The sequence below is a fragment of the Saccharothrix sp. genome, assembly GCF_031180885.1.
Taxonomy (GTDB): Bacteria; Actinomycetota; Actinomycetes; order Mycobacteriales; family Pseudonocardiaceae; genus Actinosynnema.
Genome location: NZ_JAPSLK010000042.1, coordinates 1 through 20818, shown reverse-complemented (window position 1 = coordinate 20818; position 20818 = coordinate 1). Strand labels below are relative to the sequence as shown.

At 71.0% G+C, this 20818-nt stretch carries 23 protein-coding genes and 1 pseudogene; 9 read left to right on the top strand and 15 right to left on the bottom strand.

Features of this window, described 5'->3' with window-relative positions:
• Positions 1–6 precede the first annotated feature (6 nt).
• The 4 genes from RIN75_RS32400 to RIN75_RS32385 all read left to right on the top strand — a co-directional run bounded on the left by RIN75_RS32400 (position 7) and on the right by RIN75_RS32385 (position 4351).
• A complete protein-coding gene (locus tag RIN75_RS32400; protein WP_309115866.1) occupies positions 7–1065 on the top strand; it encodes a phosphotransferase in 1059 nt (352 codons plus the stop codon).
• Between the two features lie 23 nt (positions 1066–1088).
• Positions 1089–2546, top strand: coding sequence for an NAD-dependent succinate-semialdehyde dehydrogenase (locus RIN75_RS32395; RefSeq protein WP_309115865.1), 1458 nt, complete (start codon positions 1089–1091; stop codon positions 2544–2546).
• Between the two features lie 120 nt (positions 2547–2666).
• Positions 2667–3464 (top strand): EamA family transporter, encoded by a 798-nt coding sequence (locus RIN75_RS32390; RefSeq protein WP_309115864.1) that lies wholly within the window; start codon positions 2667–2669, stop codon positions 3462–3464.
• Between the two features lie 53 nt (positions 3465–3517).
• Entirely contained in the window at positions 3518–4351 is an 834-nt protein-coding gene (locus RIN75_RS32385; protein ID WP_309115863.1) for a GntR family transcriptional regulator, read from the top strand.
• Between the two features lie 32 nt (positions 4352–4383).
• On the opposite strand, the gene RIN75_RS32380 is transcribed toward RIN75_RS32385, so the two are convergent.
• The 8 genes from RIN75_RS32380 to RIN75_RS32345 are packed head-to-tail and all read right to left on the bottom strand — an operon-like array spanning position 4384 to position 11376.
• Entirely contained in the window at positions 4384–5118 is a 735-nt protein-coding gene (locus tag RIN75_RS32380; RefSeq protein WP_309115862.1) for an SDR family NAD(P)-dependent oxidoreductase, read from the bottom strand.
• A gap of 19 nt (positions 5119–5137) precedes the next feature.
• Entirely contained in the window at positions 5138–6244 is a 1107-nt protein-coding gene (locus RIN75_RS32375; protein ID WP_309115861.1) for an alanine racemase, read from the bottom strand.
• Between the two features lie 14 nt (positions 6245–6258).
• On the bottom strand, positions 6259–6717 hold the full coding sequence (locus RIN75_RS32370) for a RidA family protein (protein ID WP_309115860.1): 459 nt from the start codon (positions 6715–6717) through the stop codon (positions 6259–6261).
• A gap of 17 nt (positions 6718–6734) precedes the next feature.
• On the bottom strand, positions 6735–7502 hold the full coding sequence (locus RIN75_RS32365; RefSeq protein ID WP_309115859.1) for an amino acid ABC transporter ATP-binding protein: 768 nt from the start codon (positions 7500–7502) through the stop codon (positions 6735–6737).
• Positions 7499–8380 (bottom strand): amino acid ABC transporter permease, encoded by an 882-nt coding sequence (locus RIN75_RS32360; protein WP_309115858.1) that lies wholly within the window; start codon positions 8378–8380, stop codon positions 7499–7501. The genes RIN75_RS32365 and RIN75_RS32360 overlap by 4 nt, the downstream gene beginning before the upstream one ends.
• 41 nt (positions 8381–8421) lie before the next feature.
• On the bottom strand, positions 8422–9351 hold the full coding sequence (locus RIN75_RS32355; RefSeq protein ID WP_309115857.1) for an ABC transporter substrate-binding protein: 930 nt from the start codon (positions 9349–9351) through the stop codon (positions 8422–8424).
• A gap of 52 nt (positions 9352–9403) precedes the next feature.
• Positions 9404–10678 carry an FAD-binding oxidoreductase gene (locus RIN75_RS32350; RefSeq protein ID WP_309115856.1) on the bottom strand — a complete coding sequence of 425 codons (1275 nt, stop codon included), beginning with the start codon at positions 10676–10678 and terminating at the stop codon, positions 9404–9406.
• A 17-nt stretch (positions 10679–10695) separates the two neighbouring features.
• Positions 10696–11376, bottom strand: a complete 681-nt coding sequence (locus tag RIN75_RS32345) for a haloacid dehalogenase type II (RefSeq protein ID WP_309115855.1) — start codon at positions 11374–11376, stop codon at positions 10696–10698.
• A 530-nt stretch (positions 11377–11906) separates the two neighbouring features.
• Between RIN75_RS32345 and RIN75_RS32340 the strand changes: the two genes are divergently transcribed.
• Entirely contained in the window at positions 11907–12032 is a 126-nt protein-coding gene (locus RIN75_RS32340; RefSeq protein WP_309115854.1) for a hypothetical protein, read from the top strand.
• 152 nt (positions 12033–12184) lie between these two features.
• Here the strand turns inward: RIN75_RS32340 and RIN75_RS32335 are convergent, their stop codons facing one another.
• A complete protein-coding gene (locus RIN75_RS32335) occupies positions 12185–13084 on the bottom strand; it encodes a helix-turn-helix transcriptional regulator (RefSeq protein ID WP_309115853.1) in 900 nt (299 codons plus the stop codon).
• Positions 13085–13399: 315 nt separating this feature from the next.
• Between RIN75_RS32335 and RIN75_RS32330 the strand changes: the two genes are divergently transcribed.
• Positions 13400–14488, top strand: a complete 1089-nt coding sequence (locus RIN75_RS32330) for a lipase family protein (protein ID WP_309115852.1) — start codon at positions 13400–13402, stop codon at positions 14486–14488.
• Positions 14489–14625: 137 nt separating this feature from the next.
• On the opposite strand, the pseudogene RIN75_RS44265 reads toward RIN75_RS32330, so the two are convergent.
• Both RIN75_RS44265 and RIN75_RS32325 read right to left on the bottom strand, forming a co-directional pair.
• Positions 14626–14781 (bottom strand): annotated as a pseudogene (locus RIN75_RS44265) (O-succinylbenzoate synthase); the annotation flags it as partial.
• The gene (locus RIN75_RS32325; RefSeq protein WP_309115902.1) at positions 14778–15704 is read right to left on the bottom strand and encodes a YafY family protein; all 927 of its coding nucleotides are present in this window, start codon (positions 15702–15704) and stop codon (positions 14778–14780) included. The gene RIN75_RS32325 and the pseudogene RIN75_RS44265, both read right to left, overlap by 4 nt.
• An 80-nt stretch (positions 15705–15784) precedes the next feature.
• Here RIN75_RS32325 and RIN75_RS32320 point away from each other — a divergent pair, with 80 nt between their 5' ends.
• Both RIN75_RS32320 and RIN75_RS32315 read left to right on the top strand, forming a co-directional pair.
• Positions 15785–16642 (top strand): NAD(P)H-binding protein, encoded by an 858-nt coding sequence (locus RIN75_RS32320; protein ID WP_309115851.1) that lies wholly within the window; start codon positions 15785–15787, stop codon positions 16640–16642.
• 445 nt (positions 16643–17087) lie between these two features.
• Positions 17088–17300 (top strand): hypothetical protein, encoded by a 213-nt coding sequence (locus tag RIN75_RS32315; RefSeq protein ID WP_309115850.1) that lies wholly within the window; start codon positions 17088–17090, stop codon positions 17298–17300.
• A gap of 132 nt (positions 17301–17432) precedes the next feature.
• Here the strand turns inward: RIN75_RS32315 and RIN75_RS32310 are convergent, their stop codons facing one another.
• The 4 genes from RIN75_RS32310 to RIN75_RS32295 form a co-directional block, all read right to left on the bottom strand.
• Entirely contained in the window at positions 17433–18125 is a 693-nt protein-coding gene (locus tag RIN75_RS32310) for an STAS domain-containing protein (protein WP_309115849.1), read from the bottom strand.
• A gap of 257 nt (positions 18126–18382) precedes the next feature.
• Complete coding sequence (locus RIN75_RS32305) at positions 18383–18556, bottom strand: hypothetical protein (RefSeq protein WP_375296051.1); 174 nt, start codon at positions 18554–18556, stop codon at positions 18383–18385.
• 161 nt (positions 18557–18717) lie between these two features.
• Entirely contained in the window at positions 18718–19224 is a 507-nt protein-coding gene (locus RIN75_RS32300; protein ID WP_309115848.1) for a DUF5994 family protein, read from the bottom strand.
• 408 nt (positions 19225–19632) lie between these two features.
• Positions 19633–19869, bottom strand: coding sequence for an RGCVC family protein (locus tag RIN75_RS32295; RefSeq protein WP_309115847.1), 237 nt, complete (start codon positions 19867–19869; stop codon positions 19633–19635).
• A 678-nt stretch (positions 19870–20547) separates the two neighbouring features.
• On the opposite strand from RIN75_RS32295, the gene RIN75_RS32290 reads away from it, so the two are divergent.
• Positions 20548–20818: hypothetical protein (locus RIN75_RS32290; protein ID WP_309115846.1), on the top strand; the 271-nt coding region annotated here is incomplete at its 3' end.

The following is a 20818-nucleotide window of genomic DNA, read 5'->3' as shown; positions in this document are numbered from 1 at the left end:
CGCACCGTGACCATCCCACCACCGGCGGATCCCGGCAGGCGCCTCATGGTCGAAAGTGGACTGGCGGCGGCCCACGAGCCCGTCGACGTGACACTGGTGGGGACGCTCCTGGAGCAGCACTACCGGCTGCGCGGGCGGCTCGAGCGGCTCGCGACGGAGAAGGACGACACGTTCCGGCTCACCACCGGCTCCGGTGACCATCTCGTGAAGGTGTCGCCGCCGGGCGAGGACGAAAGCGTCGTCGACCTGCAGACCGCCGCGATGCGCTTTCTGGAGGACACCGCTCCCGCGTTGCCGGTCCAGCGCGTGCGGCTGACCGTCGACGGGAACGACAGCGTGGTCGTCGGCGGGGACGACCGCGGAACGCGAATCCTGCGGGTGTTCGGCTTCGTCAGCGGCCCGGTCTGGGCCGGCGCGAACCTGGACGCGCGGCAGCTCGCCGGGGTGGGCGAGATGCTGGGCCGCGTCGACGTGGCACTCGCGGGATTCGCACACCCCGCCGACGGGCGGGGGCTGGCGTGGGACATCAAGCACTTCCACCACCTGACCGGGCTGGTCGCGCACACGCCGGACGCCGGGCACCGCCGGCTGGCAGGGGAGGTCTCCCGGCTGTTCGGCGAGGTCGTCGTACCGCGCCTGGACGGCCTGGAGACACAGGTGATCCACGGTGACTACAGCCCGTACAACGTGGTCGTCGACCCGCACGGCGAGCCGTTCGTGACCGGCGTCATCGACTTCGGTGACACGGTGCGCAGCGCCCTGATCTTCGACCCCGCCGTGCCCATGGCCAACCTGCTCGGCCGCGGCCGGGAGAACCCCTGGCAGGACGCCTGCACCTTCCTGAGGGGCTACGAGCGCGTCCGGCCGGTCGAGGATTCGGAACTCGCACTCCTGCCCGTCGCCGCGCTGGCCCGACTCACGCTGCGCGCGCTGATCACGAATTGGCGCGCGCAGCGCGTCCCACAACGGCGCGACTACCTCCTGGCCCACGCCAAGGACGACTGGAGCAACGTCGAGCAGGCGCTCGCCGTGCCCCTCGACGAGGTCGTCGCCGAACTCCGCTGAAGCCGAACGCCGAGGAACCGCACATGAGCCCGACTGTGATCAAGGACGTCCCCAAGCAGCTGTTCATCGCCGGTGCCTGGCAGGACGCGGAGTCCGGCCGCACCCTGGCCGTCGACGACCCGGCCACCGGCGAAGAGCTGTGCCTGGTCGCCGACGCCTCTCCCGCCGACGGCAGGCGCGCCGTCGAAGCGGCGGTCGCGGCCCAGTCGAGCTGGGCCGCGACCCCGCCCCGCGTCCGCAGCGAGATCCTTCGCCGTGCCTACGACATCATCGTGTCCCGCACCGAGGAACTCGCCCTGCTGATGACCCTCGAGATGGGCAAACCCCTCGACCAGGCGCGCGGTGAGGTCGCCTACGCCGCCGAGTTCTTCCGCTGGTTCTCCGAGGAGGCCGTCCGCGTCGACGGAGGCATGACGACCGCCCCGGACGGCAAGAACCGCCTGATGGTGCTGCGTCAGCCCGTCGGTCCCTGTCTGCTGATCACCCCGTGGAACTTCCCGCTGGCCATGGGCACCCGCAAGATCGGCCCCGCGGTCGCCGCCGGCTGCACCATGGTCCTCAAGCCGGCTCCGCAGACCCCGCTGTCCACCCTCGCCCTCGCCGCGATCCTCACCGAGGCCGGGCTGCCCGACGGCGTGCTCAACGTGGTCGTCACCTCGGACGCGGCCGGCGTCGTCGAGCCCATGCTGCGCGGCGGGCAGATCCGCAAGCTCTCGTTCACCGGCTCCACCCAGGTCGGCAAGATCCTGCTGGCCCAGTGCGCCGACAAGGTCGTGCGCGCTTCCATGGAACTCGGCGGCAACGCACCCGTGATCATCTTCGACGACGCCGACCTGGACGTCGCGGTCGAGGGCACGATGCACGCGAAGATGCGCAACATGGGCGAGGCGTGCACCGCCGCCAACCGGATCTTCGTGCACAGCTCGCTCGCGGAGGAGTTCGCAGCGCGCCTGGCTGACCGCATGGAAGCCCTCACCGTCGGCGTGGGCACCGAACCGGGCATCGACGTCGGCCCCCTCATCGACGACACGGGCCGCGGCAAGGTCCACCAGCTGGTGCTCGACGCCGTGCGGCACGGCGCCAAGCTCGTCACGGGCGGCGAACTGCCGGACGGCCCCGGCTGCTTCTACCCACCGACCGTGCTGACCGGAATCACCGCCGAGTCCGCCATCGCGCAGACGGAGATCTTCGGTCCGGTAGCGGCGCTGCGCACCTTCGGCGACGAGGACGAGGTCGTCGCCGCCGCCAACGCCACCGACTGGGGTCTCGTCAGCTACGTGTTCACGCGCGATCTCGACCGCGCGCTGCGCGTGAGCGAGCGGCTGGAGAGCGGCATGGTCGGCCTCAACACCGGTCTCGTCTCCAACCCCGCCGCGCCGTTCGGCGGCGTGAAGCAGTCCGGCCTCGGCAGGGAGGGCGGACGGGCCGGCATGGACGGCTTCCTGGAGTACAAGTACATCGCCATCCCCACAGGCAACTGACGTGACACAAGAAGGATCAGTGTGACTGACACCGCGGTACGTCCCGCGTCCGCTGCCGCCGGATCCCACGGGGGTCCGGCGGCAGGCCGGCTCGCCGGGGGCGGTCTCGTCGTCTGCGGCATGGTCTCCCTGCAGTTCGGGGCTGCCGTGGCGGCGATGCTCTTCCCGCGAGCGGGCGTCCTGGGGACGACGTCACTTCGGATGGCGATCTCCGCCGTGGTGCTGCTGGCCGTGTGCCGGCCACGCCTGCGCGGCCGCAGTCGCGGGGACTGGACCGTCGTCGCCGGCTTCGCGGTGGCGCTGACGGCCATGAACGTGCTGATCTACCAGGCGATCGCGCGGATACCACTCGGTGCCGCCGTCACGCTGGAGGTGCTGGGCCCGTTGGTGCTGTCGGTCGTCACGGGCCGCCGGGCGAGCAGCTGGCTGTGGGCAGGGCTGGCGTTGTCGGGCGTGGCGCTGCTGGGACGCGGCGGCTTCGGCGCGCTCAACCCCGCGGGGATCGCGTTCGCTCTGGGCGCGGCCGCGATGTGGGCGGCGTACATCCTGCTCGCCGCCCGCACGGGCAGCAGGTTCGCCCGACTCGACGGGCTGGCTCTGGCCATGGCGGTGGGCGCCCTGCTCAGCTTGCCCCTCGGCATCGCGGAGGCCGGCGGAGCCCTGCTGGAACCGGCGACGCTGGCCCTCGGCGCCGGAGTCGCCCTGCTGTCGTCCGTGCTGCCCTACAGCCTGGAGCTGCTGTCCCTGCGCCGGCTGCCCCCGACGGCGTTCTCGGTGCTGATGAGCCTGGCGCCCGCGGTCGCCGCCCTCGCCGGGTGCGTGGTCCTGGGCCAGCGCCTGGGTCTGCTGGACGTGGCCGCCGTCGCGCTGGTCGTGATCGCGGCCGCGGGAGCGGTGCGTCCCGCCCGTCCCACGTGACCAACTGATCGCGCGGATGTTCACGCCGGAGATCAGATCCCCGCAATGCCCAGTTGTTCGCGCACCTGTTCGGCTTCCTCGACGCGGCCCTGTTCCTCGAACTGCGCGAGGGCCGCGCGCCACGCCGCGACGGCCTCGGCGTGGTGGCCGAGTGCGAGGCGCGGGTGGCCGTCGAGGTCCCCCGGCCGCCCCCAGGCCGGTATAGTCGACAAAAGACAAGGGGAGGCGGCGGGGGAATGGACCGCAAGTTCAAGTGGATCGAAGACCGGACGACGACGCCGGATGGCGTCTACCGCGTGCTGCGCGCTGCCATTCTCGACGGGACCGTCCCCCCTGGTGAGCAGTTGCGGGAGGCGCACATCGCCGCGGACCTCGGCATCAGCCGGTCCCCGCTGCGCGAGGCCCTGACCAAGCTCGAGGAGGAGGGGCTCATCGTGAAGATCCCCTACCGCGGGGCGTTCGTGGCGGAGGTGAGCGCTCAGGACGTCGCCGAGATCGCCGAGATCCGCCTGCTCGTCGAGCCGTACGCCGCTGAGCTCGCGTTCGACGCGCTGCGCGGTCCCGAGCGGTCGACGTTGCTGCAGACCGTCAAGGACCTCCACCAGGCCATGGCGAACAACGACATCCCGGCGAGCATCGACGCGCACCTCGGCTTCCACCGGCTCTTCTACCACCTCTCGGGCAGCGGCGCCCTGGAGAACCTGTGGAACGGCTGGGAGACCAAGCTGCGCCTGTACCTCAGCCTCGATCACCGCACCTACAGCGACCCGCGGGAACTGGCCGTCGAGCACGAGAGGCTGGCCGCGGTCGCCCTGGAGGGCGACATCGACGAGTTCCGGCGCGAACTGGCCGCCCACTTCCAGACGGCGCTCCGGGGCCAGGCGTGAGCCTGGCCCCGGAGGGGGTGGAGCTGTGGCGTTCAGAAGGCGGTGTAGCCGCCGTCGACCGGTAGGACCGCGCCGGTGATGTAGGTCGACTCCGACGACGCCAGGAAGAGCACCGCGTCGGCGACCTCGTCCGGGGTGGCGAGGCGCTGGAGCGGGATCTGGGTCTCGCGCTCGCGACGGTGGGCCTCGGGGTCGGCGCTGCGCTGGAACGACGCCTCGATGGTCGGCGTGGCGGTGAGGCCGGGGGCGACGACGTTGACGCGGATGTTGCGCGCGGCCCACTCGATCGCCGCGCCCTTGGCGAGCATGATGAGGCCGCCCTTGGCCGCGGAGTACAGGACTTCGCCCGCCTTGCCGACCATGCCGAGCCGTGAGCCGACGCAGACGAACGCGCCCCCCGCGGCGGGCATCAGCGGCGCGAAGTGCTTCATCACCAGGAACGCGCTGAGCAGGTTGCTGTCGAGCACGTCCTTCGCGGCCTCGCGGGTCATCTCGGTGAGCGGGCTGCTCGCCTGCAGGCCGTGGTTGAGGACGACGACGTCGACGGTGCCGAACGACTCGGCGGCCTGGCGGGCCAGGGCTTCGACGAACGCCTCGTCGTTGAGATCGCCGGGGACGTACAGGTCGTCGGGCTGGGCCGTGTCGAGTCGCTCCCTCCGGCCGGTGAGCAGCAGTCGCGCACCCTCGCGGCGGAAGTGGGAGCTCACCGCCTCGCCGATGCCGCTGCCGGCACCGGTCACCAGCGCCGTCACGTGGTCGAGTCTCATGTCGGGCAACTCCTGTGGGTCAGCTGAGGAATCCGCGGGCGTCGATCGGCCACCGGCGCGGCGAGGTGCCCGTGCTGTCGGTGACGATCAGCTCCTCGAAGTTGATCACGACCGGGCAGACGTGGTTCGGCACCACCGGGAGCACGGTGCCGATGCCGGGGCGGAACTCACCGGCGGGCAGCCCGAGGAATCCGTGGTACTCGTTGAGCTTGGTCAGGACGGCCTTCGTGCCGGCGATGCCGCCGTAGCCGCGTTCGGCGCTGCCTTCCCGGCTGAGGGCTTTGGTGCCCGCGTCGACGATGACCTGGTCGGGGACCCAGTCGCTGACCACGGTGGTGGCGACGAACAGCGCGACCTGGTCGTCCGTGCAGGCGCCGAGCCGGGTGTTGTCCAGGTCGCCGAAGACGTACTCGCCGGGGCGGATCTCGGTGATCACGCTGCCGCTGGTGAACTCGACGGTCGGGGTGGAGCCGGCACTCACCACCCGCGCGGTGATCCCGGCACCGGTGAGGCTGCGCACCGCGGTGACGAGCGCGGCGTCCTGGTCCCGCGCGGCGCGCAGGCGGGCGCCCGGACCGGCGCTGCCGTGACCCGGATAGGTGAAGACGCCCACCGGCACCAGGCCGCGCCGGCGGGCGGCCAGCGCGAGGTCGCCCGCGAGCTCGGGCGGTGCCCCGGAGCGACGGGCGCCGCAGTCCACCTCGATCACGACCTCCAGCCGCTCCGGTTCGCCCGCCATCGCGTCGGCGAGCGCGTCGATCGCCGCGACGTTGTCCACGCCGACCCGCAGCCGGACGGACTCGGTCAACCTGCGCAGCCGCGCGCCCTTGGTTCCCGAGGGCCAGACCGGGTAGGCGAGGAAGATGTCGTCGAACCCGGCCGCGGCGAAGACCTCGGCTTCACCGACGTTGCCCGCGGTGATGCCGACCGCTCCCGCCGCGAGCTGGCGCCTGCCGATCTCGACGCACTTGTGCGTCTTGACGTGCGGCCGGACGTGGAGACCGTGCTGGTCGGCGAAAGCCTGCATGCGGTCGATGTTGTCCTGCATGACGTCGACCAGCACGATCGGCGCCGGGGTGTCGACCCGCCCCGCCAAGGCGGCGAGCGCTCGCTGGAGCCGGCTCACCTCGCACTCCTCTCCTACACCGCGGTGCAGACCATCTGGATCTCGACCGGACTGTTGCGCGGCAGCCCCGCGACGCCGATCGCGGTGCGCGCGTGCCGCCCGTTCTCACCGAGCACGTCGACGAGAAGGTCACTGGCCGCGTCGGCGACCCGTGACTGCTCGCCCAGATCCGGTGTGCTGGCCACGAAAACCAGCATCTGCACAATCCTGACCCGATCCAGGTCTCCCACCGCGTCCGCGGCGATGGCGAGTGCGTTGAGCGCGGTCTGCCGGGCGAAGTCGCGCGCCGTCGGCACGTCGACGTCCCGGCCGACGATGCCCTGGCCCAGCAGCACGCCGTCCCGGTACGGCAACTGGCCCGAGATGTAGATGCTCGAGTCCACCGTCCGGTGGTTCACGAAGTGCGGGCTCGCACCGAAACCGAGGGCGGGCAGCTCCAGACCGAGAGCCCGGAGCCGCTCCGTTGCCGTCACGGCACTTTCGATCACAGTCACAGCACCCTTTCCAGGAACTCTTGGGTTCGTTTTTCGCGGGGGTTGGCGAGTACTTCGCGGGCGTCGCCGCGTTCGACGGCGATTCCGTTGTCCATGAAGAGGACTTCGTCGGCGACGTCGCGGGCGAAGCCCATCTCGTGGGTGACCAGCAGCATGGTCATGCCGTTGTGGGCGAGGTCGCGCATGACGGCGAGGACTTCGCCGACGAGTTCGGGGTCGAGCGCGCTGGTGGGTTCGTCGAACAGCATGATGCTGGGGTTCATGGCGAGGGCGCGGGCGATGGCGACGCGTTGCTGTTGGCCGCCGGAGAGCTGGGCGGGGTATTTGTGGCCGCAGTCGGCGAGTCCGACCTGGGCCAGCAGTTCCCGGGCCCGTTCCCGGGCGGTTCTGCGGTCGGTCTTCTTGACCAGCACCGGCCCGGACATGACGTTGCCCTCGGCGGTCATGTTGGGGAACAGGTTGAACTGCTGGAAGACCATGCCGATGCGGGAACGCTGCTCGGCCAGCCGTTGCGGGGAGAGGGCGTGGTAGGCGTTGTCCTTCTCGACGTAGCCGAAGTCCTCGCCGTTGACCCGCAGGACGCCGCGGTCGACGGTCTCCAATCCGTTGATGCAGCGCAGCAGCGTCGACTTGCCGGACCCGCTCGGCCCGATGATGCACGAGATCTCACCGGCCGCGACGGTCAGGTCGATCCCCCGCAGCACCTGGTGGCTGCCGAAGCTCTTGCAGAGCTTGCGTGCGACGATCGTTCCGTCGGGCTTCACAGCAACGACTCCTTCGTCGCGGTGGCGACTGCCGCCGGCCTCCTGGTCGAGCGGGAGAAGCGGCGCTCGATCATGGACTGCGGCACGCTGAGCGCCATCGTCATGATCAGGTACCAGAGGCTCGCCACGATCAGCAGCGGAATGGTCTGGTAGGTGCGGGCGTAGATCGACTGCGCGCTGTTGAGGAGTTCGGCGACGCCGAGCACGCTGACCAGTGAGGTGCCTTTGAGCATGCCGATGACCTGGTTGCCGGTGGCCGGGATGATCGCGGGCATGGTCTGCGGGATGATCACGTGGCGGAGCCTGGTGAAGCCGCGCATGCCGAGCGAGTCCGCGGCCTCGTACTGGCCGCGGCCCACTGATGCGAAGCCGCCGCGGATGATCTCCGCCATGTAGGCGGCCTCGTTCAGGGTCAGGCCGACGATGGCCGCGGTCAGCGGGGTCATGACTGCGTTGACGTCCACCGGGGTGGAGATGTCGGTGAACGGGATGCCGATGGAGATGTTCGGGTACAGCGCGGCGATGTTGAACCAGAAGATGAGCTGCACCAGCACCGGCGTGCCGCGGAAGAACGTGATGTAGAGCCGGGCCAACCCGGAGATCGGTGTCTGGTGCGACATGCGCATGACCGCGAGCAGCAACCCGAGCAGCGTGCCCAGCGCCATGCTGACCACGGTCAGGATCAGGGTGAGGACCAGGCCCTCGATGATGGCGTCGGTGGTGAAGTAGCTGAACACCACCGGCCACTGGTAGTTCTCGTTGGTCACCGCGGTGTGGACCAGGCCGGCGACGATCGCGAGCGCGACGGCCCAGCAGACGTAGTCGCGCGGACGTTTCGGCGTGATCCGCTTCTTGTGTTCGGCCGGGAGTTCTCGCACCGGTTGACTCCCGGTCGTCGAACCGGTCGTGGTCGTCGACATCACTGCCCCAGCGGGACGGCCATCGCCGCGGTCTCGATGCCCAGGCCCTGGAAGCCCCAGCGGTCGAGCGCTTCGGCGTACTTGGGACTGTCGATGATGGACTGGATCGCCGCCTGGATCGCCGGAGTGAGCGGGGACCCCTTGGGCAGCGCCACGTTGACCTTCGCGGAGACGACTCGCTCGGGCAGGACTTCCAGCACGTTCGGCTGCCGCTTGGCCGTCCACGTCAGCGAGGTGAAGTCGTACATCACCGCGTCGAGGCGCTTGGAGGCGAGCTGGGTCAGCGAGTCGTTGACGCTGGGCAGGGTCACTCCGGTGATGGCGGGCTTGCCCTGGCTCACGCAGTCCTTCTCGTTCAGCTGCGGCAGCCACTTGATCTCCGCCGTGGTGCCGGACTGCACGCCGACGCGGCGCCCGCACAGGTCGTGGACGGCGAGCTTCTGCGGGTTGCCGCGGGGGACGGCGACGCCGGTGCCGTTCTGGAAGTAGTTGATCATGTCGAGGACCTTGAGCCGTTCCTCGGTGGCGCCCATGGTGGTCGCGGTGAAGTCGAACCGGCCGCCCTGCAGGCCGGGGATGATGGTGTCGAACTTGACGTTGTCGATCTGCAGCTTCACCCCGAGCTTGGCCGCGATGAGCCGCGCCATGTCCGGGTTGAACCCGATCGGCGTCTTGTTGTCGGCCGCCATGAACGTGGTCGGTGGACTCGACAGGTCCATCGCCACCGAGATCCTGCCCTTGGTCTTCACGGACTCTGGCAGCAGCTTCACCGCCGCGGGGTCCGGTTGCACGCCCGCCGAGATGTCGTCGGTGTGCTCGACCTGATCGGACTCCTTGGGCTGGGTGGCGTCGACCGACCCGCACGCGACCAGCGCGAGTGTCAGGGACGTCGCGGCGAACGCGGCACGCAGTGGTGTGGTGACTCGCATGGTGGCCGTCCTTCTTCAGACTGGGAACGTGGTGCGGGACGAGGCGGCCCGCTCACTTCATGAGGTCCTTGAACTTGTAGTAGGCGCCTGCGAAAGGCAGGAACCACGGCGGTCCGAAGTGCCCGGGGATGCGGGTGAACTTCAAGTCGCGCCAAGGGTTCGCGCTCGTCGTGCCGTTCAGGTACTCGGCCATCTGCTTGCCCATGTGCGTGGCCATCTGCACGCCGTGACCGGAGTAGCCGAGCGAGTAGAACAACCCGTCGCGCTCACCCGCGTGCACCATGCGGTCCATGCTCATGTCGACCAGACCGCCCCAGCAGTAGTCGACCCTTGCGTTCGCGAGCTGCGGGAAGACCTCGGTCATCGCCTTCTGCAGGATGCGCCCGCACTTCTCGTCCGACTGCGGGTTGGACATGGTGAACCGGGCTCGGCCGCCGAACAGCAGCCGGTGGTCCGGGGTGATCCTGAAGTAGTTCAACAGGTTCTTCGACGTCGACGCCATCCGTCTGGTCGGCAGCAGCTCGTCGCAGACGTCCTCGCCCAGCGGTTCGGTCACGATGATGAAGCTGCCGACCGGCGCGATCCTGACCTGCAGCCGGCGGAACGGCCGGCCGGTGTAGCCGCTGGTCGCCACGAGCACCTGGTCCGCCTGCACGGTTCCCCGCGGTGTGACCAGTTCGTGCCGCGTTCCGTTCAGCCGCCGGACCCGCTCGACCGGTGCCTTCTCGTGGATGGTGGCGCCTGCCCGCACCGCTGCCTCGGCGAGTCCCCTGGCGAACTTGCCGACGTGCAGACCCGCGCTCTTGGAATCGACCATCGCGCCGTGGAAGCGGTCGGAGCCGATTTCCGCACCGAGTTCACTCCTGCTCACCACGCGCGTCTCGACGCCGATCCCGGACAGCACCTCGGCCGTCTTGCGCAGGCCGTCGACGTGGGCCGGCTTGGACGCGAGGTTCAGCTTGCCGGTGCGGGCGAAGTCGCAGTCGATGCCCTCGTCGCCGATGAGCTTCTCGACGGTGTCGACCGCGTCGTGGTAGGTCAGCAGGTACGCCTTCGCGGTCTCCAGGCCGTAGCGGCCGACCGCGTCGCGGAAGCCGATCGACAGTCCGGTGGTGGCCATGCCGCCGTTGCGGCCGGACGCACCCCAGCCGACCGTCTCCCTCTCGAAGACCTGGACGTCGGCGCCCTTCCGCGCCAGGTGCAGGGCCGCGGAGAGGCCGGTCAGCCCTGCACCGACGATCGCGACGTCGACACGCCCACCGATCCCGGTCCGCGACCGGGAGGGGCCCTGTGGCGCGGTGTCGAGCCAGTAAGGGGTGAACTTCATCGCCGTTCTCCTGCTCTTCAGGGGCGGGGCAGACCGAAGAGGACGGGCAGGTCGGCGATGTCGGTGATCCGCTTGCAGCCCAGCCACGGGTGGTCCGGCTCGAAGCCGCGGTCCATGTACACCTTGTTCTCGAAGCCCATGACGGTCGCGGAGCGGAGGTCGTACTTCGGGCTCGCCGAGACCCACACGATCTCGTCGGGCGTCGCGCCGAGCTTGTCCAGCGTGTACTGCCACGCGTGCAGCCGCGGCTTGTAGCAGCCCATCTGCTCGGCGGTGATGACGACCTCGAACGGGGCCTTGAGGTTCTCCACGAGGCTCGGCGCGTGGACGTCGTCGGTGTTCGTCACGATGACCAGCGGAACCTCCTCGGCCAGGCGGTTCAGGGCCTCGGTGACACCGGGGTAGGGGGTGAACGTGGGGATCTGTTCGTACACCGCCTCGGCGTCACCGGCGCGGTACTCCAGGCCGAAGTGGCGCATCGTGCGCTCCAGCGAGTGAGCGACGATCTGGTGGAACGGCTTGTAGTCGCCCAGGGTCTCGTCGTACCGGAACTCGTTGCCCACCCGCAGGAAGCCGTCGGCGATCTCGGCGGGGAGCCGGTCACCCAGGACCCGGCGGATCACCTCGTTGATGCGGTAGTGGATCAATGTCCCGTTCATGTCGAACGTGACGAACTTCGGCTTGCTCTCGAACTCCACTTGTTCCTCCTGTGTTCGACCGTCGTTTGTCGATTGTCGACCATTTTGGGAGGGCTGTCAACGCCGCATCGCCTCGACATCGCCTCGACGGCGGCCGGCGGGCCGTGTCGACGGAGCGCGGAGGTGACTGGCTGGGGCTGGGTACGAAGGCGGGGGCGGTGCCGTGCACCTGCGCCTGGGATGGGGGTTGCCTCCCGCACGCACGTCACCCGATGGTGCCCGCCAAGACAGCTCGCGAGCGCGGGGACGAGGGCAGGGCCGAGGCGCAAAGTTGCGAGACAATGGACCACCCCGCCGGCGCGGCTGCACGGACCACCCCCCGCTGCTGCGGGGAAGACCCGGCCGCTACCACCGCCGCGTGTGCATCACCGGACCACCCCCGCCGCTGCGGGGAACCGCCTGACCTTCGCGACATCGTTTAGCGACGCTAGGACGACGTTCCACGCGATGAGCGCGACTTCCGCGTCGAGGTTCGGGTGTCCGGGGGAGTCCAAGCGAACGCGGTGCCGGCGGTGCGGGGGAGCAGGGTGGTGGGGGTGATCGTGTTGCGCAGGTGGGTGGCGGCGCGGTTCCGGGTGTGGCGGATGGTGGCCGGTTGGCCGGAGAAGCGGGCCATTCGTTTCGTGCGGGGGCGGCGGATCGTGTCGTGGGCGTGAAGGCCCTGGTCGATGCCGGTAGGTCCAATGTGGACGCTAGAACGACGGCGTCTTCTTGTGCGCCGGCGTGTGGCGCCAGGAGACAGATGATCACCCGTCATGGTCTGAGCAGCAGGCGACTCGTCTCAAGCACGACTGACCGGTGCACGCGCTCAGCGTCCGCTGCTCGCAGATGACCGGTGTGCGCCGTGCGTGGTCGGCGTGCGGGTCGCGTGCAGGGATGCGAGGAGTTGGAGGCGTTCGGCGTCCGCCGTGCCGGGTTCGGCGGTGTAGACGAGGAGCATGGGTCCGGGACGCCCGGGCAGGGGATAGGTGTCCCAGGTGAGGGTGATCCGGCCGATCCGCGGGTGGTGGAACACCTTGGTCCCGTGGACCGACTCGCGAACCTCGTACCGGTCCCAGAGCCGCCGGAACTCCGCGCTGCGGATGCTCAGTTCACCGACGATCGCCGTGGCGCGCGGATGCGTGGGATCCGCGGCGACGGTCGCCCGCAGCATCCCGATGTACTGCTCGGCGAAGCCTTCCCAGTGGGCGCAGCGCGCCTTGGCCTCCGGGTCCAGGAACAGCCCGATGAGCAGGTTGCGCCGCTCGGGTGGCAGGCCGGCCGGGTCGCCGAGCAACGCCTCGGCGAGCGGGTTCCAGGCGAGCACGTCGAGGTGCCGGCTGAGCACCAACCCGGGCGTGTTCATGACGTGCAGGAGGTGCCGGGTGCTGTCCGGGACGTGTTCCGGGCCGCGGTGCGGGTGGACCGGCGCCGACCGCCGTATCGCGAGGGCAAGGGTGAACAGGTGCCGGCGTTCCTCACCGTCCAGTTTCAGCGCGGTGGCGAGGGCGTCGAGGAGATCATCCGAAGGCCGCACCTCACGGCCTTGCTCCATGCGCTGGTAGTAGTCCGTGCTCACCCCGGCCAACAGGGCAAGCTCCTCACGGCGCAGGCCGGGGACCTTGCGCCTGCCTCCCGGCGCCAACCCGACGTCCTGCGGACGCAGCCGGCTTCGCCGGGCACGCAGGAAGCCTCCCAGCTCACGCGCGTACGGGTGCTCGGTGCCCATGCCGACCAGTGTGCCCGCGTGATCAGCCCTGAAGGTAGGTCTGGCATTCCCAGGCAGGCGAGTACGACGGAAGTGCGGCCGGGTGTCCCTAGGTTCGTCGTCGAACGCGACCACTACCCCCGGAGCGACCCGATGACCGATTGGAACCTTCGCGGACTGGCAGCCGTAGCGGTGGCAGCCGCAGCGCTCGCCACCGTGCCCACCACCCCCACCGCATCCGCCGTACCAACCGCATCCGCCGCATCAACCGCATCCGCGTGGTCGACCCCGCCCACAACAGACGTCCTGCGTCCGGATGACGATCCGTTCTACGACGTGCCACCCCGTCTGGAGTGGCAGCGCGACGGCGCGGTGCTGCGTTGGCGGCGCCTCCCGCCCGGCTCGATGGCGGTCCCCGCGCCCGCGCAGGTGTGGCAGCTGCTCTACAAGACCCGTGACAACGCCGGACGGGCAACCGCCACGGTCGGCACGTTGCTGGTGCCGACGGCCCGCTGGACCGGCAGGGGACCGCGGCCGTTGCTGTCGTACCAGACGCCCGAGGACGGCTTGGCGACCTTCTGCGCGCCTTCCTACGTGCTGCGCGCGGGCGCGGTGGTCTCCGGTCCGTCCGCCGGCCAGGTCCGGTTCGACGGGGAACAGGTCGCGGCGGCGGTGCGGCGCGGCTGGACGGTCATGGTCCCGGACTACGAAGGGCCGAGGTCGGAGTTCTTCGGCGCGTCCGCGTCCGCGCACGGGGTCCTCGACGGCATCCGCGCGGCGCGGTCCTTCTATGCCGCGAGGGTGGACCGCGACGCGCCCATCGGCATGTGGGGCTACTCCGGCGGCGGTTTCGCCACGGCCGCGGCCGCGCAGGAACAAGCGGACTACGCACCGGAACTCAGGATCAGCGGCATCGTCCAGGGCGGCGTTCCGGCCGACCTGAACGCGAGCCTGCGGGCCTTCAGCGGCCAGGTGTACTCCGGCTGGATCCCGTTCGGCTTCGCCGCGCTGCGCAACGCGTACCCGCACGTCGACGTGTACCGCTACCTGAACGCTTCCGCACGGGCGTACGCCGACGCGGTCGCGCACGGTTGCGCCGGTGAGGCGATCGTCGCCGGTCCCCACTACGCGGAACTGGAACAGTTCGAAGCGTGGCCGGGCTCGCTCACCTCGGGCGCGTTCCACCGCTTCGCCCACGACATCAGCCCGATCGGCTTGGGCGGCACACCGACCGCGCCCGTGCACATGTACCACGGCACGGCCGACGAACTCCTCCCGATCGAGGGCGCCCGGCAGCTCGCGGCGCAGTACCGCGCCCGCGGCGCCGAGGTCGTGCTGGTCGAGCACGAGGGCCAGGACCACGGCAGCGAGCAGGCACACGGCATCGCCGGCGCCGTTGCCTTCCTGGACCAGCGCTTCTCCTGAACCAGCGCTGGTCCTGAACCAGCGCTTCTCCAGGACCAGCGTTCTCCAGGACCGTCACCCGGCCCGGTAAGCCCGGAGGAACGCCCGCACCCCCTCGACGACGAGCGGCCGGACGCGCCCGCCGTGGCCGCCTCGGCGGCGCTGTCCAGCCGGGACACCGACTCGCGGTCGCCGTACTCGGGGAACGGCCAGACCCTCCCACCCGGCCGGACCGCGCAGCGGCACCCCTCCCGCACGGTTATCCGGCGGAACCGGGTGGTCAGCGGGATCGCGTGGGGCAGCGCGTCGATCACGACGCCAGGAAGCGCTCACCCACGGCGCGGAGGTGGTCGCGCAGCTCGGGCGGGTGGACGACGTCGAAGTCGGCGGACAGGGCGCCGAGGACGAACGCGGGCCAGTCGAAGTCGTCGACGGACATGAGCAGCCGGCAGGTGCGCTCGTCGACCGGCTCGACCGTCCCTCCGGTGTGCACGACGATCCGTTCCACGTCGCCGGCCGGTGCGTGCACCGTCACCACCACCCGGTGCCGCGTCGGCACGGCGGCGAAGCTGTCCCGGACGAACGCCGCGGCGTCCCCGCCCGGCAGCTCGCGCTGCCGGAACCGGGCCCCGGTGGCGCGCGGGTCGGCGAGCCGGTCCAGGCGGAACGTGCGCCAGCCGTGGCGCTCGGTGTCCCAGGCCACCAGGTACCAGCGGCGGCCGTGGCCGACCAGGCGGTGCGGCTCGGCCAGCCGGGTGGTCCGGGTGCCGTCACGGGCGGCGTAGTCGAACCGCACCCGCTCGCCGTCCCGGCACGCCTGGGCGAGCACCAGCAGCGCTTCCACGTCGACCGGCCGGCCACCCGCGAGCGCGGGCACGGTGTACGCCCGCAGCGCGTCGGCCCGCCGGCGCAACCGGGGTGGCATCACGGCGACGATCTTGGCCAGCGCCCGCACCGATGTCTCCTCGATGCCCGCCACCGCCCCGCCCGCCGCGGCCCGCAGCCCGACCGCGATGGCGACGGCCTCCTCGTCGTCGAGCAGCAGCGGGGGCATGGCGGCGCCGGAGCGGAGCCCGTAGCCGCCCGCGACGCCGCGCCGCGCCTCGACCGGGTAGCCGAGGTCGCGCAGCCGGTCGACGTCGCGGCGCAGGGTCCGCTCGCTCACCGAGAGCCGCTCCGCCAGCTCGGCACCCGGCCAGTGCCGCCGCGCCTGCAGCAGGGACAGCAGCCGCAGCATCCGCGCGCTCGTGCTCACGGGTTCAGATTGTCCACTATTCCGGCCGAGAACTGACCGGAATCGTCCCTAGCGTCGGCGGCATGAGGATTCTGGTGACCGGCGCGACGGGGTTCGTCGGCCGCGATGTCGTTGCCCAACTGGCGCGCGCCGGGGTGCGCGTGCGGGCGCTGACCCGCGACCCCGGGAGGGCGCGCTTCCCGGCGGGCGTCGAAGTGGTGCGCGGGGACCTGCTCTCGCCCGCTTCGCTCGCCGCCGCGCTTGAGGGTGTCGAGCGGATGTACCTGTTCCCGGTGGACGAGACCGCCACCGAGGTCGTCGCCCGGGCCCGGGCGGCCGGGGTGCGCCGGATCGTGGACCTGTCCGCCGCCTCGGTGACGGTCGGGCTGCACGACAACCCGGTGGAGCGCGCGGTCGAGGCGTCCGGGTTGGCGTGGACGCACGTGCGGCCGGGCGGGTTCATGGCGAACATGCTGCAGATCTGGGCGCCGTCGGTCCGGGCGGAGCGTGTTGTGCGCTACCCGTTCGGGGACCGGCCGGACTACTCGATCCACGAGGCGGACATCGCCGCGGTGGCCGTCGCCGCGCTGCTTGAGGACGGGCACCACGGCCAGGCGTACACGCTGACCGGGCCGGGGCCGATCACCGTGCGCGAGCAGGTCGCGGCCATCGGCGCGGCGCTCGGCGAACCGGTCCGCTACGAGGAGGTGACCCGCGAGCGGGCCCGGGAGCTGATGTTGGCGCAGGGCGGCTTCGCGGCCGAGGCGGCCGACCTCATGCTGGGCTTCGTCGACTACGGCGGCGAGGCCGCCGCCGGCGGTCAGTCCGATCAGGACTGGTCGGCGCTGATGAAGACCTGGCCGGACGTGGAGCGGGTCACCGGCCGGCCACCACGGACCTTCGCCGAGTGGGCCCGCGACCACGTGGCCGACTTCCGCTGACGGAGGGCCGTGGCACATGAGCCCGTGACCGCGACCCTCGGGGACGAGGACTTCCTGCGGCCGGCCGCCCGGGGGCAGGAAGTCCTCCTCGGCTACCCGGCGACCTCCCGTTGCTCGACGCAGTCCGCGGTCCGCGGCGTGGTCGGCACATCACGCCGTGGACCGAGAGTCCACCGGCAACGCCTGCCCGATGCCGTTGACGCTGGCGTGGCGAACGCCGCTGCGGCGCAGGTACTCGAGCACCTGCGTGAACGGGACCGCGGGTCCCCGCCGACCTGCTTCAACTGGTGGTCTGCACCCGGGACTACCCCCGCTCGCGCGGGGAAGACGGGGGACGACCCGCACTTCGACGTTGGGCCGGTCCAGGGCTTCCGCGATGCCGGACCACCTCGGCTCGCGCAGGGGGAGACACGCGCCCGTACTGGTCGACGTCGAGGGTGACGAAGTGCTGTTGCGGTTGAACAGCCAGTGGAACCCGAACCTGGCGGCGTTCTTCGCGGCGTTCGACCGGTACCGGCTGCTGGAACTGGTCGCGCCGCTGGAGGTCGTGCCCGAGGGGCGGGCGCGGCGAGCCGCTGCCGACCTGCTCCGCGCCGTGACCAAGGACCACCCGGACGGCCGCCGGCCGGACACTGTTGGTCAAACGGCCGAGAAGTGATCCCGACCCGCCTGGGACCCTTCGGCCTCGCCGTCACCCACCTCCGGCGCGTGCCACCGTTGGCGGCCTGCCGATCGACCCCGCCTGCTCGTGGTGGCGATGTGTCCGTCGCACCGGCGCGGGGTCGAAGGGTCAGGTCGGTGAGAGGGCGATCAACGCCCACAGGACGATGCCGCCGTCGACGGTCGGTATGTGCCCGCACCCCGTGGCCAGCCGGAGCACCCCGGTGAGGTCGGGCGGGGCGCCGGGGCCGAGTGGTGGGCCGCGGTGGCGGACGGCGATGGTGAGCCGGTCGGGGACCAGGTCCAGGCGCACGGTCAGCGAGGCGTCGGTGGTTCCCAGGACGTTCTCCACCAGGTGGTTGCCGACCACGACGGCGCGCGGGGTCTGCGGGCGGAGGTCCCAGGCCGTGCAGGTGTGGCGGATGAAGTCGCGGGCGAGGTGTGGCGCGTCGACGCCGGGCGGCAGTTGCGCCTCCTCGCGGCGGTGTCCGGGCGGGGTGGCGGTGGTGGCGAGGGCGGCTTCGAGCCGGTCGAAGCAGGGCAGGAAGCGGCTCAGCCCGGTGCGCACGATCATGAGCCGGTGCGGTCCGGTCGCGGCCACGAGGATCAGCGGTGTGCCGGACCAGCGGCGGGTGCGCAGCCACACGGTGGCGAACACGCGGGTCAGCGGATCGCTGCCCAACTCGAAGCCCTGACCCAGCACGATCACGACGGCGGAGGGCTGTTCGGCGATCTGCCTGAGGATGCCGTCGCGGAACTCCCCGTAGGTGGACAGGTCGAGCCGGCCCGCGGGCGTGAGCACCACGACCGTCCCGTGTTCCACCGCTCGCAGTGTCATTCCGGTCCGGGTGTTGGTGCCCCGGTCGGCAGTTCCGATGGGTTCCACCTCCCATTCGTAGCGTGTGGCGGGTGGTGGGTCATCGGCTGTTGGGGAGGTCGCCGGTCATCACCTGTTCGGCTCATCGGCCGAGGAAGGCACGCTTGACCCCGGTGGTGCCGCCTTGCCTCCCGCCGTCGGGCAGGAGAGCGGCCCGCTTCGCGCGGCGACCAACCTCGGCGGTTTTCCGGCGACCGGAGGGGTCAGGGTCGCGGTGGTTCGGCTGTGGTGGGTGTGCCGAGCAGCCCGGCCGCGTCGACGTCGAGCAGTTCGACGCACCGGTCCGCGAGCAGGTGCAGGAAGTCGATGACGTCGAAGTCGTCGACCAGCGTGTCGGCCAACTCGACGAACGTTTCGACGAGACGCTCACCGTCCATCGCCACCTCCACTGGAGTGTTCAGCGCGCGGCACGGCCCGGGTCCGCCCCGGAGCGTGCGATGGCGACCACCGGACCGTGCGCACCCCGGCCCGAAGCACGTCCGGCACATGGCGACCGGCGGTGTCGTCGCCCGAACGCCCGCGTTCCCGGCCGGGGCGGTCACGACGCGGCGCTGTCCCCCGTGGAGCCCGCGCGACGCCGTGGCCCGCGCGATGCCGCCGGAGCGCCGGGGACGTTGTTCCACCGCAGGATGTCATCGGCGGTCGTGTCGGTGTCGATGTCGGCGGCGGCGCGCAGCGCGGCTCGTGCGGCGCCGCCCGGAGTGGCCGGGGGGATCACCAGCAGTCGGGTGCGGCGGCGGTGCGGCCCGATCATCGTGACGATGTGGGGTTGGGCGGAGCGGAAGCCCTCCAGTTCCACCACCGTGTCATGGACGGTGAGCCGGCGCGCGCCGGCGTCCCACGCGCCGAGGTGGAACGACACCCGCAGCACCGGCAGGCCCAGTGCGGTCATGGCGGCGATCAGCGGCGGGAACTCGGTCCCGGGGTCGGTGGACCGCGGCCACCAGCCGCCGTCGACCCAACCCTCCGCCCCGGTGCGCGGGGTCAGCGCCCACCGGCATTCGGGCTCGGGGCTCGGGTGGGTGGTGGGATCGGAATGGTTCATCTCGACGGTCCCGCCTCCGGCCGGACCGGCCGGACGTCGTGGTGCGCCCGAAGGCGGCGCCGGCTCGGACGTCGGCGCGCGATGTGCCCCGGTACACCCACACTACGCCGAAGAACCCCAGAAAATCGGTTCCGGCGAAAAACCTCGGTCGGCTGTCCGGCCGGGATCCGCCGAAATTGGGCAAGTTTCACTCTCGGGAGGTTGGAAATGGCCTTGTCCGGCGACCGCTCCCGGTGATCTGTTGTTCGGCAGCGGTTTCCTCCGCCCGGACCCTGCGGATGGCCGCGCCCATCGCCGACCTCACCGGTGTCGGCTTCCTCGGCGTGGCGGGTCTCACCGTCCTGGTGGGCCTCTGGGCGCGGCGAACGCGTCCGGGGCGCGGTTCTCCCTCGTCGCATGTGTCAGGCGTCAGCGACCGGTGCGGTCGCTGACGCTGCCGTAGCCCGACCTGCCGTAGGTCGCGCCACTCGACTGCCCCGAACACAGGCAGCCCCGGGACATGCCGCCCGCCTCGGTCGCGGCGCAGAACCGCCGGGAGATGGGGTCGTGCGCGTCCACAGGATGGGGGCACACGGGACAGGGCGGCTCAGGCTCGCCCGTCGCGTCCGGGATGGCGTGGTCGGTCACCCCGTCGGTCGTCGACATCGGCCTGTTCCTCTGCGTTGGTGGTTCGCGGTGTCCGATGGCCTTGTCGCGCGTCGTCCCGGCAGAAGTCCTGATCGGCTCCGCGAAGCGCTCGACCGTGGTCGGCGTCGGCAGGGACCGGCGGAGCCCGGGGTGAGGCCGTACGGGGAGACGTAGCTGCTGCTGGTCGCCATTGTGGACCTGCTTGTCCGATCGTTCTGGTGGTGACGGAGAGTGAATTCCACGGGCACCGGATTCGCCCAGTCTACTCCTCGTCGAAATTTTTCGGGGCGTGCCGGTGCCCTGCTCGATTTTGCTGATTCTCAGCAGAATCTCAGCGGGAATTCCGTCGCCGTGGCGTAGTGTGGGTCTGGTCGAGCAGTCCGCGTGTCGTGCTCGACAAGGAGCCAGACCGGTCGGACCACCCGGCCGGGGACGGCACACCCCGTGTGAGACCGGGGCCGCCCGCCGCCACCCCACCGGCCCACGATGGCCGCCGAGCAGCCTCGACCGAAGTCGGACGAGGTGCTCACCCAGGGGGCATGTCGGCGAGGCGGGCGAGCCCGGCCGGAGGACCTGTCCACCGAACTGCCCCGGCTGCCGTGGGCAGTTCGGCTGGTTTCTCCGAGCGTCTACATCGGACCGAACCGGTGCCCGGGTGATGGCCGTCGCCGCCCTCTATCCCCGAAAGGCATTGGCATGGCTCGAACCTACGGGTTCCTCAGCACGTTCCCCCCTACACAGTGCGGTCTGGCCACGTTCACCGCCGCGCTCCTGCACCATCTGATCGCGGCGACCCCGGGCGGGCAGGGGCGGGTCGTCCGCGTGCTCGCCGACACCGATCGGCCGCAGGGCGCGACGCCGCCCGTGGTGTGCGAGATGGCCGCCGGCGGTGTCGAGGCGGCGGCCGAGGCGCTCAACGACTGCGACGTGGTCGTGGTGCAGCACGAGTACGGCATCTACGCCGGCC

Coding starts and splice junctions, on each gene's coding strand:
- RIN75_RS32355 (WP_309115857.1), bottom strand. CDS start 9,351: ATGCGAGTCACCACACCACTGCGTGCCGCGTTCGCCGCGACGTCCCTG.
- RIN75_RS32295 (WP_309115847.1), bottom strand. CDS start 19,869: ATGTCGACGACCGACGGGGTGACCGACCACGCCATCCCGGACGCGACG.
- RIN75_RS32300 (WP_309115848.1), bottom strand. CDS start 19,224: ATGAACCATTCCGATCCCACCACCCACCCGAGCCCCGAGCCCGAATGC.
- RIN75_RS32335 (WP_309115853.1), bottom strand. CDS start 13,084: ATGGGCACCGAGCACCCGTACGCGCGTGAGCTGGGAGGCTTCCTGCGT.
- RIN75_RS32350 (WP_309115856.1), bottom strand. CDS start 10,678: ATGAAGTTCACCCCTTACTGGCTCGACACCGCGCCACAGGGCCCCTCC.
- RIN75_RS32320 (WP_309115851.1), top strand. CDS start 15,785: ATGAGGATTCTGGTGACCGGCGCGACGGGGTTCGTCGGCCGCGATGTC.
- RIN75_RS32380 (WP_309115862.1), bottom strand. CDS start 5,118: ATGAGACTCGACCACGTGACGGCGCTGGTGACCGGTGCCGGCAGCGGC.
- RIN75_RS32305 (WP_375296051.1), bottom strand. CDS start 18,556: ATGGACGGTGAGCGTCTCGTCGAAACGTTCGTCGAGTTGGCCGACACG.
- RIN75_RS32395 (WP_309115865.1), top strand. CDS start 1,089: ATGAGCCCGACTGTGATCAAGGACGTCCCCAAGCAGCTGTTCATCGCC.
- RIN75_RS32325 (WP_309115902.1), bottom strand. CDS start 15,704: ATGCTGCGGCTGCTGTCCCTGCTGCAGGCGCGGCGGCACTGGCCGGGT.
- RIN75_RS32390 (WP_309115864.1), top strand. CDS start 2,667: ATGGTCTCCCTGCAGTTCGGGGCTGCCGTGGCGGCGATGCTCTTCCCG.